The 13538-nt window shown below is 45.5% G+C and carries 9 protein-coding genes; 2 read left to right on the top strand and 7 right to left on the bottom strand.

Annotation, left to right across the window (positions count from 1 at the left end; translation table 11 throughout):
• Nucleotides 1–14 precede the first annotated feature (14 nt).
• The 7 genes from ACZ5QV_RS01085 to ACZ5QV_RS01055 all read right to left on the bottom strand — a co-directional run bounded on the left by ACZ5QV_RS01085 (nucleotide 15) and on the right by ACZ5QV_RS01055 (nucleotide 10358).
• Complete coding sequence (locus tag ACZ5QV_RS01085; RefSeq protein WP_464600837.1) at nucleotides 15–959, bottom strand: ABC transporter ATP-binding protein; 945 nt, start codon at nucleotides 957–959, stop codon at nucleotides 15–17.
• Between the two features lie 905 nt (nucleotides 960–1864).
• Nucleotides 1865–3127, bottom strand: coding sequence for an ABC transporter permease (locus ACZ5QV_RS01080; protein WP_464600836.1), 1263 nt, complete (start codon nucleotides 3125–3127; stop codon nucleotides 1865–1867).
• 26 nt (nucleotides 3128–3153) lie between these two features.
• A complete protein-coding gene (locus ACZ5QV_RS01075; RefSeq protein ID WP_464600835.1) occupies nucleotides 3154–4644 on the bottom strand; it encodes a COG1361 S-layer family protein in 1491 nt (496 codons plus the stop codon).
• 720 nt (nucleotides 4645–5364) lie between these two features.
• Nucleotides 5365–6081, bottom strand: a complete 717-nt coding sequence (locus ACZ5QV_RS01070) for an ABC transporter ATP-binding protein (protein ID WP_464600834.1) — start codon at nucleotides 6079–6081, stop codon at nucleotides 5365–5367.
• A gap of 1161 nt (nucleotides 6082–7242) precedes the next feature.
• Nucleotides 7243–8244, bottom strand: a complete 1002-nt coding sequence (locus ACZ5QV_RS01065; RefSeq protein ID WP_464600833.1) for a helix-turn-helix transcriptional regulator — start codon at nucleotides 8242–8244, stop codon at nucleotides 7243–7245.
• A 15-nt stretch (nucleotides 8245–8259) separates the two neighbouring features.
• Complete coding sequence (locus tag ACZ5QV_RS01060) at nucleotides 8260–9399, bottom strand: hypothetical protein (RefSeq protein WP_464600832.1); 1140 nt, start codon at nucleotides 9397–9399, stop codon at nucleotides 8260–8262.
• A gap of 563 nt (nucleotides 9400–9962) precedes the next feature.
• The gene (locus tag ACZ5QV_RS01055; protein WP_464600831.1) at nucleotides 9963–10358 is read right to left on the bottom strand and encodes an ArsR/SmtB family transcription factor; all 396 of its coding nucleotides are present in this window, start codon (nucleotides 10356–10358) and stop codon (nucleotides 9963–9965) included.
• 1364 nt (nucleotides 10359–11722) lie between these two features.
• On the opposite strand from ACZ5QV_RS01055, the gene ACZ5QV_RS01050 reads away from it, so the two are divergent.
• Together ACZ5QV_RS01050 and ACZ5QV_RS01045 are read left to right on the top strand one after the other, a co-directional pair.
• Complete coding sequence (locus tag ACZ5QV_RS01050; RefSeq protein WP_464600830.1) at nucleotides 11723–12016, top strand: hypothetical protein; 294 nt, start codon at nucleotides 11723–11725, stop codon at nucleotides 12014–12016.
• A gap of 535 nt (nucleotides 12017–12551) precedes the next feature.
• Nucleotides 12552–13526, top strand: a complete 975-nt coding sequence (locus ACZ5QV_RS01045) for a hypothetical protein (RefSeq protein WP_464600829.1) — start codon at nucleotides 12552–12554, stop codon at nucleotides 13524–13526.
• Nucleotides 13527–13538: the final 12 nt, after the last annotated feature.

Raw genomic sequence — 13538 nt, 5'->3', positions numbered from 1 at the left:
GTATTCTATTCAAATTATCTGGTCTTAAAAGTCTCACCAGTCTCACTGTTTTTTTCTCTGTGTTCGATTTTCTCGATTTCCCCGTCCCGTATGTACACGACCCTTGTCGCGTACTTGATCGGGGTAAGGTCATGGGTTACAATGATGATCGTCTTTCCTTCCTTGCGGTTCAGTTCATCTAAAAATCCCAGGATATAATCCCCGGTCTTGCTGTCCAGGTTACCGGTGGGCTCGTCCGCAAGGAGGATAGGAGGATTTACGGCCAGAGATCTGGCTATTGCCACCCTTTGCCGCTGTCCGCCGGAAAGCTGGGAGGGGAGGTTCCGGGCTTTGTCCGAGAGTCCCACAATATCAAGCAGGTACTCTCCTCTTTCCCGGGCTTTTGAGGGAGTTTCTTCCTGAAACTCCAGAGGTAAAAGGACGTTTTCGAGGGTGTTCAGGGTAGGAATGAGGTTAAAGCTCTGGAAAATGAAGCCTATCGTCTGTCCTCGGATTCGGGAAAGTTCGGATTCTTCCAGTTCGGAAATGTCTTCCGAATTCAGGAAAACCGTGCCTTTAGAAGGTATGTCCAGGCAACCGAGCAGGTTCATGAGTGTACTTTTCCCGCTCCCACTGGGCCCGAGGATGACCATGAATTCTCCTTCATAGATTTCAAGGTCAATTCCCTTAAGGGCCGAAAACTCGAGCTCTCCCATCCGGTAGATTTTCCAGACGTCTGTCAGTTTGATCAGGGCATTGTTCCCGGCCCCGGTAACTCCTGTTTTGGGCAGTTCCCTGTTTTCGGCTTCGTTTTCGGTCTCATCTTCCGGACCATCGGGTTCACTGCGCCCTGAAGGAAAAGCGGGCCCGTAAACTGCATCAGAGCCTGGAAATGAACCAGGTGTACCGACAGAGGATATTTCGGCCCCGCTTGCCGGGTTCAGCATCATTTTTAACTTGTTTACAAAATTTGTCTGCATTTTATTCAACCTCAAACAGGGCCCGTGATCAGGTTTCAATCCAGGCGGGTGTGCCGCAGGAACCCGGTTAAAAACATGATAATTGTGATAGTTTTTGTGTAATTCTGAAATCTGAATCCAATCAATTTTGAAATCCTTGATATCTTTGATACCTTATCCAGTTCCCCCGTAAATGAGGCACCTGCGAGGTGGAAGATGCCTCATTCCGGGATGTGTGGGTAATTTCCTGTATCTTTGGTGTCTTCTGATGGTGTTTGTTGATGTATTTTGCTGGTGTTTGCTGGTGTCTTCTGCCTTACTTTGCCGGAAATGAGACACATCCGAGGGGAATGTGCTACAGTTCCGGTCTTTTGTCCTTCAGAATTTTTCCCGTGTGGTGTCCGGGAGTTTTCTGTTTTGGACCCTTTTGTGTAAGACTGCCTTCAGGTTTTAGAGGAATATTATTTACTTCCCGGCGAGTTACTTCCGGAGAGCTGTTTCCCTGCTGTTCCAAAGGCAGCTAAAACCAAATAGTCAACATATAAATATAAACATACTTAGGTGAAAAAACGTAAATATCGATTTTAATTTCAAATTAAAGCTTTTTTAAGCTTAATATAGCTTAATAAGCCTTTAAAAGATCTTTAATACTCAATTAAATCTCATCTAAAGTATTTTGTTTTGCAAAAATTACACGATTCGAGATCATTAGCCCTCATATCCCGATCTCATATAGAATATTTAAACTGCCGGGTTTGATGGTTTTTGTACCCAATTCCACGTCCCGTTGTCCTTGCTCGTAATGTGATGCGGCCTGGAGTTTTCCCGCCTGTTCAGCTTTTTTCAGGGCCATTCCTTAAAAGAGGTCCGGGGGAGGGGCCCCCCGGCCCCGTCCAAAAAAAAGAGAGAATTGGATACAGAGAGCTTCATTCATATCTCAGTGCATCCACAGGTTTCAGTTTCGAAGCCCTGTAAGCTGGAATAGCACCCGAGACCACCCCTATAAAGACGGCGAGCCCGAGCCCGAAAAACATCAGGTTGGGGGAAAGATAAATGCTGGCCGTCCCTCCTCCCCCTCTCATAATGGCCACGCCCAGGTAGGGGAAAAGGGCCGAACTGAGGCCCCCGAGTATCACTCCGAGGATGCCTCCCACGAAGCCCACCATTGCGGAATTGAATATAAAAATCATCAGGATGTCCCGGTTTTTCGCTCCGATGGCTTTCATGGTCCCGATTTCCTTTGTCTTTTCCAGGACCGAGGTAAACATCGTGTTTGCGATGCCCACGGCTCCCACAAGCAGGGAAACAGCCGCAATCGCTCCGAGGAAGAGGGTCATGGAAGCCACCATCGCGGTAACGGATTCGGCCATGGTTATTGAGGCGCTAACGGAAAAGTCCCGGTCGTCTTCCCGGTGTATCTGGCGGGAGATCATGAGTTTATCTTCGATTTCCCCGGCAAGGGCTTCCACGACATCTTCACTTTCGGCTTTTACAATGATGGAGTCGAAGACATCATCTTCTGCGTCCTCAATCAGGTCCACCGCAGCGTCAATGGGTATGAAGACTTTCCGGTCGTCTCCTCCTTCTTCTTCCTCCAGGATCCCGACAACCCGGACGGATTTCCCGTTAACCGTTATCACCTGGTTAACCCCGATTTCCCGGTCATAAATTTCTGTTGCAACTTTGCTTCCTATAACCGCGACGTACTTGTCCGCAGGCTCGAGCAACCTTCCGGACTCCACTTCAAGGCCGGTCATGTACTGCCAGACCTGGGGATCAACGCCCGTGATTGAAAGGGTTGCAGTCTCCCCGGTGTAATCCACCTCTTCACTGCCCGAGATCTGGCCCGCGATGTACATTATGCCATCTACCCCCTGCAGGGCGTCAATGTCATCATCTTCCAGTTCGGTATCGGTACCCGAGCTGCCTCCTCCTCCAGGCCCACCGGATCCTCCGGGCGGCCCGTGCATACCGGAAGATGCTCTTGTGTATCCCGGGCTTATGGTTATAAGCGTCAGGTCCAGATCGGCAAGCCGGCTTTCGACCTGGGCTTCCATGGCATTGCCGAGGGAGAGTATACTGACCACCGCACCGACCCCGATAACGATTCCGATGATGGTAAGCCAGCTCCGGAGTTTGCTGTGCAAAAGGATGTTCAGGGCCATTTTCAGGCAACTTGAGGTTCTCATGAGGGATTCCCGGACTTTACTTCGTTTTAATTTTTCTTATCCTTATTATCCTTATTATCCTTTTTTTCATTATTTTTTATTCCGGGGATTTTCGTCATCCCGGAAATCGTTGTCATTCCAGGGATTTTCTTCCCCTGTTTTTTCCTGCGGTAAAGCAGGACCCCGGCCCCCGCGAGCACAAGGACTCCGGCGTAGGTCAGGTAAGAGGGAGAACTGCTGCCGTAGCCATTGTTTGCTCCAGGTCTGCCTGTTGTCCCCTCAGTCCCGGTGGAGGAGGTAAACTGGACTGATACGGATTTTTCAACAGATATCCGTTCCCCCCTTGCGTCCGTATATTCGATCTGCACTATCAGGGGCTGTCTGCCTCCGGCCGCGCTCCCTCCGGCTTTGGCTCCGGTTTCGGCTGAGGCCCTGGCAGCTCCGACGGACCCTGTATCTTCAGAACCAGTTCCGGTGGTCCCTGTGGTCCGTGTGCTCGTCACCTTAAAAGACGTGATTGTGTAGTCTCCCTTCTCAAGGTTGCCCACGATTTCGGAGGAACTCCCGCTTACCCTGTACCCTTCCTGTTCGGGCAGGGCCACTTTTACGGAGTAGGCCTCGTTATTGCCCACGTTCGCAACGGAAAGAGATATTTCGCCCGCGTCACTTTCTGAAAAAGATACATCAAAATCGGTTTCCCCACCCACGAAAAGTCCTGCGGTAGTCTCCATTGAAGTGGTTTCGGATTCATAGTCTTCAAAGCTCAGGTTAATCTGAAGGGTGTAGAGCCCCGGTACTGCGTTTACGTCGGCCATGATCGAATAGGTCACGGTTACGGAGTCCCCGACACCAAGGTACTTTACGTACTTGGTATTATCCGAACGGACAGGCAGGATTACCCTTTTTGGGTCTTCCCAGGAAAGGACCAGGTTTTTAAGAGGGGAATTTCCGGTGTTCGTGATAATGAACTCCAGGGGCTCTTCCTTTGCAATGTCGATGCTTGCTCTGTTTATGGTCAGGATCTGGGCGTATTCCATGCCCCGGACATCGAGTTCAATTGTCTGCGTGGTGGAGTGGCTTTTTGTAGAGGACCTGTCCACGTATTCGACCGTGGTCTTTATGTCCACTTTGTAGGTCCCTTCGGGGGCGTCAGGGTCAGTTTTGAGTTTGAACTTAAGAATGGCTGAGTCGTCCTCGTCCTGTCGGGAGTTCAGGTAAGCTATATTTTTTGAAAGGTCTTCTCCGGCAACCTCTCTAAAAGGATAAAGGCTTGCCCCCGTCCCCTCAGGCACAATCTCAACAACAATATTTTTCAGGTCCTCGTTTCCGGTATTCTGCACGCTGAGCGTGAGCTCCATAGTCTCCCCCGGCCTGGCCGGGTCAGGGTTCTGGTTAATAAGATTGATTTCGACATCCGCACTGTCAGAAGCGATATAGGTGCCTGTTTTTCCGGCGGCCAGGCCCGTTCCCACATTCAGAGGTAAAAGCAATGAAAGCAATAAAAGCAATAAAACCGGAAGCAAAAAGACTTTTCTCATAAATTTCCCCAACCTAATTTATATTTATTAACCTCTATTTATTAACACCAGCAAGTATTTATAATTATTACTGATTAATTATAATTATTATTAATTATAATAATTGTTAAAGAATGATGAAAATAAAACTTCAGGTTTTATTTATGGAGTTGCTTCATACTCATACATGTTGTGTTTTTGTGTGAGGGGGTGTTTGGTGTGTGTGCATTCAAACCACGGAACACACGGAACACACGGAAAAGGACGGCAGGAAGACAACAAGTACGGTTACTCTGGCGTTTTTCAGTCTGCTTGAGCGAGCATAGCGAGCGAAACGGACCTCGTGTTCCCGAAGCGAAACTCGGGGAAGACAACAAGTACGGTTACTCTGGCGTTTTTCAGTCTGCTTGAGCGAGCATAGCGAGCGAAACGGACCTCGTGTTCCCGAAGCGAAACTCGGGGAAGACAACAAGTACGGTTACTCTGGCGTTTTTCAGTCTGCTTGAGCGAGCATAGCGAGCGAAACGGACCTCGTGTTCCCGAAGCGAAACTCGGGGAAGACAACAAGTACGGTTACTCTGGCGTTTTTCAGTCTGCTTGAGCGAGCATAGCGAGCGAAACGGACCTCGTGCTCCCGAAGCGAAACTCGGGTAGTGGAACTCGGGTGCCGATAAGGAAAGGTAATCAAAAATACTTGATATTATATTTGACTCATTCCTAAGTATTTATGATTGTTAACGCTCATTTCTTTTTATCAAAAGATTCAATTTTCTCAATTTCCCCGTCCCTGATGTACACTACCCTTGTTGCGTACCTGACCGGGGTAAGGTCATGAGTTACAATGATGACCGTTTTGCCCTCTTTCTCGTGCAGTTCTGCCAGGAATTTCAGGATGTATTCCCCGGTTTTGCTGTCCAGGTTCCCTGTGGGCTCGTCCGCCAGGAGGATGGGAGGGTTTACGGCCAAGGACCGGGCTATTGCCACTCTCTGCCTTTGCCCGCCTGAGAGCTGGGAGGGGAGGTTCCGGGTTTTTTCCGAGAGCCCCATTATATCGAGCAGGTATTCTCCCCTTTCCCGGGCCTTTGAGGGCTCTTCTTCCTGAAATTCGAGGGGCAGGAGGACGTTGTCCAGAGTGTCCAGGGTGGGGATGAGGTTAAAACTTTGAAAAATAAAGCCTATCATCTGGCCCCGAATCCGGGCAAGTTCGGACTCGTCCATTTCGGAAATGTCTTCTGAATTCAAAAAAACCGTGCCTTTTGAAGGTATGTCCAGGCAGCCAATGAGGTTCATAAGCGTACTTTTCCCGCTCCCGCTGGGCCCCAGGATTACAACGAATTCCCCTTCGTAAATTTCAAGGTCAATCCCCTTCAGGGCCGCAAACTCAATCTCCCCCATCATGTAGATTTTCCAGACATCGACGAGTTTAATCAGGGCATTATCCCCGGGTTCCGCTTCCATGATTTTTCCCCTCTGCTCTGTACTATGGAATGGTAAAATATAATTCCTAATTTTCAGTTTAGGAATTGTTCTATACTCATACAGGTTGTGTTTTTGTTGGTAGAGACGTTTGGTGTATGCACTCAAACCACGGAACACACGGAACACACGGAAAAAGAATGCAGGAAGACGATATTTAAGGTTGTTCTGGCGTTTTTTAGTCCTCTTGAGGGAGCGTAGCTCCCGAAAAGGACCTCTTGCTGTTGCGATTTCATCGCAACTCCCAGGAAATCTATGATTTCCTGTGATCCCGAAGCGAAACTCGGGGAAGACATAATTACGGTTGTGCTGGCATTTTTGTCGTCCTCTTTCAAGAGTCCAGGAGTGTTTTTGAATCCGATTATGTATAGATCCAACTTACTCACCGGCCGAAGGCCGGTTTCCGTGTCCTTCCGTGTGTTCCGTGGTTGAAAGTCCTCATGATAGTGATTTTTGATAGAGAACTTCAAACGATAAAGTTGAATGAGTATGGTTCCATTTTCCTAAATAATTATTCCTGTTACAAAAATTCTTGATATTATATTTGAATCATTCCTATGCCGGTCTGCTGTTTTTCCCCCGCACTATATTCTGTTCTGTAGCATCCGGATTGTATTTTGATCGGCATTTTCTCTCAAAGGCCGCAGAATCAAATAAAAATAAAGTTTATCAATGAGTAAAAGGTCCCATCAATGAAAAATTCGACCATCCAGTATATGAAAAATTCGAAATGTTTTTAATTTAGATTATGATAGTAAGATGAGACACCATAGAGAATGTACTTTGGTGCCTCATTGTTTTTTGGGTTTGGGTTTTTTGAGGGTGATGTTTTATTCACCTTTTTTAAATTTATCTTAGATGAGACACCTGCCGAGGTAAGGGGTGCCTCATGTGGAATGGGTGGCGCGACTGCCTCTGGGGATACATCAAGGCAGTCACTTCCCTAATTATCGTTTTAAAATATAACTATACTTAACTCCAAACCGTAAAAAAGGGATTTTAATTATTAAATTAAGCTTTATTAGGGGTATTTTCCCCCAATAATCCTTTATTAGTACTTTATATTTAAATTAAAATGATTTTAAAGCTTAATTTTTTGAAAAAGTGTGGTATTTTATACAAAATCGCCACATGCCGAACCTCTCAGGCTTCTTCGTCCTTCAGGATGATGACGTTTCCCCGGCCCCGTTTAAACTTCTCGATCAGCCCTCTCCTTTCAAGGTCCGCAAGCATCAGGCTGACCTTTCCTTCGGAATATTTAATCCGGCCCCGGAGATCTTTCTGGGTTATCCGGCCGCCCTGTCCCCTTATAATGTCCATTATTTCCTGGAGGTCGGGAGGGAGATATTTCCTCTGTTTCTTTTTGAATTCTTCAGATTCTTCAGATTTCTTAGATTCTTCAGATTTCTTAGATTCTTCAGTTTCTTCGGCCCTTTCAGTTTTTTCAGGCCTTTCAGTTTCTTCAACAGGTTCTATTTTTTCAGAAACCGATACAGGACTTTCTTCTACGGTTTTTGTTCCGCTTTCAGGAATCTCAGGTTCAGGTTTCAGGGGCTTTTCAGGTTCCTTTCTTTTAACTGTATTAACAGCATTTATTCCGGGCCTGGGTTTTTCCGTTCCTTTTTTACTTCTTTGAGTGTATTGGTAAGTCCCGGCAAGCAGAAGGAAAACAAGCAGGACAGTGAATATTTGCTGGCCAGTCGGGGAGCTCTTTTCGCTTTTTTCGCTACCGTTCGTATTTTCGGAGCTTTCCCCGGAAGTTCCCTGGTTTTCGGCAGGTTCTTCCAGCTCATAAATGTCCATGAGTTCTTCGGAATAGACGGGAAGCAAAAGCAGATCCAGTACATAGCTTCCTTCACTATCGATAGTAATCGGTTCTTCCGTTGAGTAGACAAGACTGTTGTTCTCGTAATACCTGGCCGTGATTGAGTAGGTGCCCGGGGCCAGTTCAAAGGAATATAAACCGTATTTTGCCACTATGGACTGGGATGGAGTGGAATTCACCTCTATTACGGTATTGTCAAGAGGCTCGAAGGTATCCCAGCCGTAAACCACACCGTGAATAGTAGAAGTGCCGTTTGCTACTGCAGGGCCTGCAAGCAAGAGTAACACGGCAATAGATATTATGTAAGACCTCGCATTCATGTTCTAAAACCTGGATTACTGTTTTGGATTATTCTCGGGTTTTTTTTCCGGATTCTTTTCAGGCTCCGAGGTATCCGGTCTGAGCCCAATATGTCCCATAGTCCCCGGTTTGATCATCTCCGGCCCCTGGCCGATGTCCGGTGGGGCTTCAGGGAAGAAACCACCCCAGTTCTTTTCCTGTTTAAGACCTTCTTCATTTTCTATGCTGTATGTCCCGTTTCCGAAAAGGGATGTGTAGCCCCAACCTTCCCTTACCGTAAGAGAAATATTTTCAGATTTGAGCATGACCGTTTTGTGAGTCCCGGTGATTTCCACATCTGCGGAACTTATTATGTAAGCTGGAACTTTGCGTCCCATTTCAGAAATTTCTTCTATTTCATAATCGCCTTTTATGTAAATTGCAGAATCCGGGGTCATTTCTTTGATGATGAGCCCTGTGTTTTCAAGGTGCATTTCAAGCCTGAAACTGCCAGAAAGGACAGCAACCCCACTTCCCTGGGCTGTGAGCTTCTCTGTCTCGTCGAGTTCTTCAGTCCCGGGGGTCACATGGTGGAATTCCCGGAACATATTTTCCAGAACCCTGTTGGCAGCCATCATTTTTTTCTGTGAGCCGATCAGGTAGTCTCTTCCGGTTTTTTCCGCATTGACGGGGTTCTGGAGGTTTTCAGAGAGAGCTGTGCCGTTGTCCACACTATCGTAAGCTTCATCCGCGAGTTTTCTGTACTGCTTCGCCTCTCCCATGAGGCCGTTGTATTCCTCAAGCAGGGCTTCAAGTTTGCTTACGTCTTTCCCATCTTCACGCAGTTGCCGGATTCCCCCTTCAAGGCGGGTGGAGATCATCTCTGCTTTTTTGATATTCTCATCAAGCATGAGGGTTGCTCTTTCCAGGTCCATCTCCGGCATACCGGTATAAGGTGAACGTTCAGGGTCATCAAAATAGGGATTATGTGGATTGGGATTTCCCTGGAATGGGTTTTGTGGGTCAGTGCTCCCTTCATGAAGTTCCTCGTAGTAAGGAGCATCCCGGTACTGTAAATAGATCATCTCATGCAGGTTTCCGGGTATCCTGTGGACGGCAGGTGACATCTCCGCGGAGCCTGTGCTTATGATGATTGTAGATAGGATGAGCATCAGGGCTATGTATTTAAGTTTCATATCATTTACATCCTTTAAGGAAAAATTCCGGCAGCCAGGATATCATATTTATTCTCAGACAGCAGAAGACTCCTTCCTCGACAGTTCCGACTTTGGAGGAACTGGCAGGTGGGAGATGAATGCGTCGAGACTAAGGCCCCCATTTTTTGTTTAACAGGGGACCTTAATGTTGTTTGACAGTGACCTTATGTTCTGTCCTCCTTTGCAGGAGTGGGTCCACATCGCCACTGTTATACTGGCTTGTTAATGACCTGAACACTTCCCCTACCTCTCAGGGATGTTTAATCCAAATCGAAATCTCCGAGAACGTGTGGAGTATCCTCGAATATCATGACCAGTATAACGAAAGGCTATTCAACTAGGGCTTACCGAAGCAAGCCCCTTACTCTAAAATCTTAGTCTGAGGGCTAAGATTTTAGGGAGGGGTAGTTGACAATTTGCTCTGGATCAACCTGAATATCCTGATTAATTTATTATTCAGAATATATTTTAGCTTTTTGGAAGGTACAGTTGCCGAGAAGCAGTTTTTTCCTTCTGCTTCTTCTATGATACCCTTTAATCCCTTATATACACTTCCCGGAGATTTCCAAGAAGCCAGGACTTTCGGCCCCGGAATTCCGGAGCAGGTTAAAAATAGATGTCAGGTCAGCATTCTTTTTTCCGGGGAGGAGGACGATTATTTTTTCCACACCTTCGTAGACCTTAATTTCCCTTCCCTTCCGGCTCCACTTTAGGTGCTTGACCCTTATCAGGTCGGTTTCAAGCAAGCTGTCCAGATTGTATTTAAGGGTGTTAAGGCGAACGTCGAGTTCAACTGCAAGATCTCCCGCAGACATACTATTTTTTCCGAGGGATTCCAGAATTCTTAAAGATGTCTCGTTTGAGAGAATTCGGTTGATTTTTCTGGCCTCTTCGGCTAAAGGCAAAATCAGCAGTTGTTTTTTCTGGCGTTCGGTCATCCTCATCCTCTTTATTGACATTTGATTGCTGTATCTGATCTTGATTTGGTCTTGATCTGTGTCTGTTCTGTTTATTTTAAAATGACTCAGGAATGCCCCTTGGTGTGTTGCAGGTCTAATGGTTGGTGTTATGCGAGGTGACAGTGTTATTATACTGGTCTGAAAAATGATCTTTTCAGGCATTCCTGTGTCATGGATGGTATTCGGGTTTAATGATAAAAGTATACTTACTTTTTCCGATTAACCGGGGTAATTATGTAGATAATTAAAGCTTTAAAATGTATTTTATGCTTATTTAATCCTTTATTAAGCTTAATATTCTGTTTTTAAGTGTTTTTTTAGATTTAAATTAAATATAGTCCTTAAATATTAGTTATTTCTACTTATTACTGGATTTTAATAATTTTAATTCCTAAATAATATTTTAAAGACTTCTTTCTTTTTAATAAGTTGTTTTTAAGCTCCCAGTATCTGTCCTTGTCCTGAAATTCGTTTTTTGAACGAGGGTTTTCTATGTTTTTTTCAGGCCCAGGTCAACAAAAAAGTCGATTACATAAAGGCCCGGCGTACTCACCGGCCACAGGCCGGTCTTTTCTTGATTGAAATGGAAACAGTTTGAAATCAAAGACACAAACAGGCTTTTGAAAAATGTAAGATCAGTCCTGGCAAAAGGGAATGTGGTCCAATGATTCGTTTTTGTTCTTTCGAACCCGCGGTTTTTAGCCTGTATTCAATTTTCAGTTTCATCTTGGGAAGCCCGGCCTCCTGCGTCGGCCGTTGAGAGAGCCGGTATCTATACTCGATTCAACAAAAATGGCCGCTTCTTTCTAAGTCTGGTTTCAGGAATTCAGGCCGGGTTTCGAATCTGATAACCCGGGCTTTTCGTGACTGAAATGGAAAAAATAGATCAAAAGCACAAACCGGTTTTTTAATTGAGTGATGGCAGGTTAAAAAATGCAGTTTGATGATGATTTTTTGTTCTTTTAGACCCACGGTTTTTAGCCTGTAATTTGTCTTCATCTTTATTTGAAAAGCCCGGCCTCCTTCGTCGGCCGTTGAGAGTGCCTGTATCGAAAATCGATTCAGCAAAAAGTATCTGCTCTCCTGAAAAACCTGATTTCTAATATTATTAATAATTGTTAGATTTTTTAACGATTTATCAAGTATTTAAAGCCTTAATATAGTTTATTTTTCAATTATAAACCTTTTTACTCCCTGAATGCTGAAAGTAATCTTATATTATCCCCTGTCCCTTTTGGGGTTGTGAACCGACAGGCTGCCGGGAAAGGATTTTGAGTAACCTTCAGAGAATGGCAGTCCGGTCGGGTGAAACAATAGACTGAAAATAGTTGATGGGGGATATTATGAAAACAAACACCTTGAAGGCATTTGCCGGTTTCGTTCTGGTGCTGATGGTATTAACTATCGACGGAGCTGAAGACCTGGAAGTCCTCAACGAAGCCAAATTCTCTTTCTCAAAGGAAGAAACGCTCGAAATGTTTGACGGGCAGATCTCCAGATTTGAGGAAAAGCTGGAAAACGTCAATAAAAATGAATTCAGTTTCCTCAGCGAAGAAAACCTTGAGTCCGGGATCACCGAACCTGGAGAACTGAAGGAAACAGTAAACAGTGCCGAAAACCAGGAAGAACCTCAATGAAATGAGGGAAACCTTCTCCTTTCGGAGAAACCGCAGGAAATAAGTTCGGAAGGCTCAAAGGGACATTTTGGAGCCCGGATGGAAGGCAGAGGGCTAAGGGACATTCCTGTAGAGGAAAATTGTGAACCTGAATGAACAATTTTGCATAAAAGGCAAGACACGAAAAAATTGTACCTCTGTCTCATTTTTTTCTTTTGGATATTGGCAGGATGATTTCCTGTGATCCCGATGCGGAACTCAGGAAGCAGAACTCAGGAAGCAGAACTCGGAAAAGGAATTATATGGATTAATGAAGTATTAGAATAATTTGTAAAGATCAATCAAGTAATTAAAGCCGTAATAAAGCTTCTTTTTTGATTCTAATCTCTTTTTTTGCTTTAATCCTGAAAGTAAGCTTATATTATTCCCTGTCCCTCTTGGGGTTGTGAACTGGCAGGCTGCCGGGAAAGGATTCAGAGTAAATTTAAAAGAAGTTCAGAGAATGGCAGCCCGGCCGGAGCAACAATCGACTGAATATAATTGACGGAGATATATTATGAAAACAAACACATTGAAGGCATTTGCCGGTTTCGCTCTGGTGCTGATGGTATTGGGCATTGTCCCTTCCGGAGCTTTTGCGACAGAAGATACAACTGTGGCAGAAGATACTGACACAGTAAGGAACGGAAAAATGATGGGTAATATGGGAGCTGCAAAAGACATTGATGGAATGGACAAAATGCAGAAGATGCCCGGAAACTCACAGATGTCAGAAGGACAGGGCCTCGCTCTGCTTGAGGATCTTAACGATGAAAATTTCGCCGAAGTCCAGGCAAGCATCCTTGAAAGGCTCGTAAACCAGACTGAAAGGCTCACTGAAATGAAAGCCCGCTGTCTCGAAAACGAGAACGAGGAGAAATCTGAAGAATTTGAAGCCAGGGTCGTCGAAATTGTGGCCTTCCAGGCAGAGGTCGATGGAGCCAGCAACGCTGAAGATCTTAAGGTAATTATCTTTGACCACGTAAAAGAAAACAGCCTTTGGTCCCTTGAAGGACAGATTGAAAAACTCGGGGAAATAACAGCTGAACTCGAAGAGTCCGGGGACGCAAACAAAATCGCAAAACTCGGAGAACAGACTTCCGAACTTCAGGTCCGGTATGAAGCTATTAACGGAGCTGAAGACCTGGATGCCCTCAATGAAGTAAAATTCTCTTTCGCAAAGGAAGAAACGCTCAACAAGCTTAACGGGCAGATTTCCAGGCTTGAGGAAAAGCTGGAAAACTTCGATGAAGACGATAACTGCTTCCTCAGTGAAGAGAAAATTGAGGCAAGGATCACTGAACTCGAAGAACTGAAGGAAACAGTAAACAGTGCCGAAAGCCAGGAAGACCTCAGGGAAATCAGGGAAACCTTTTCCCTTGGCGGGAACAGCCAGATGGAAGGTAGAGGCTCAATGGAAGGCAGAGGACAGGAAGGCAGAGACCAGATGGAATGCAGAGGACAGAAGGACATTCCTGTAGAGGATGAATAACCGCAAACCCGT

It is taken from the genome of Methanosarcina baltica, assembly GCF_055394095.1.
The sequence above is the reverse complement of the archived record's forward strand: the minus strand, read 5'-3'. Positions and strand labels throughout refer to the sequence as shown.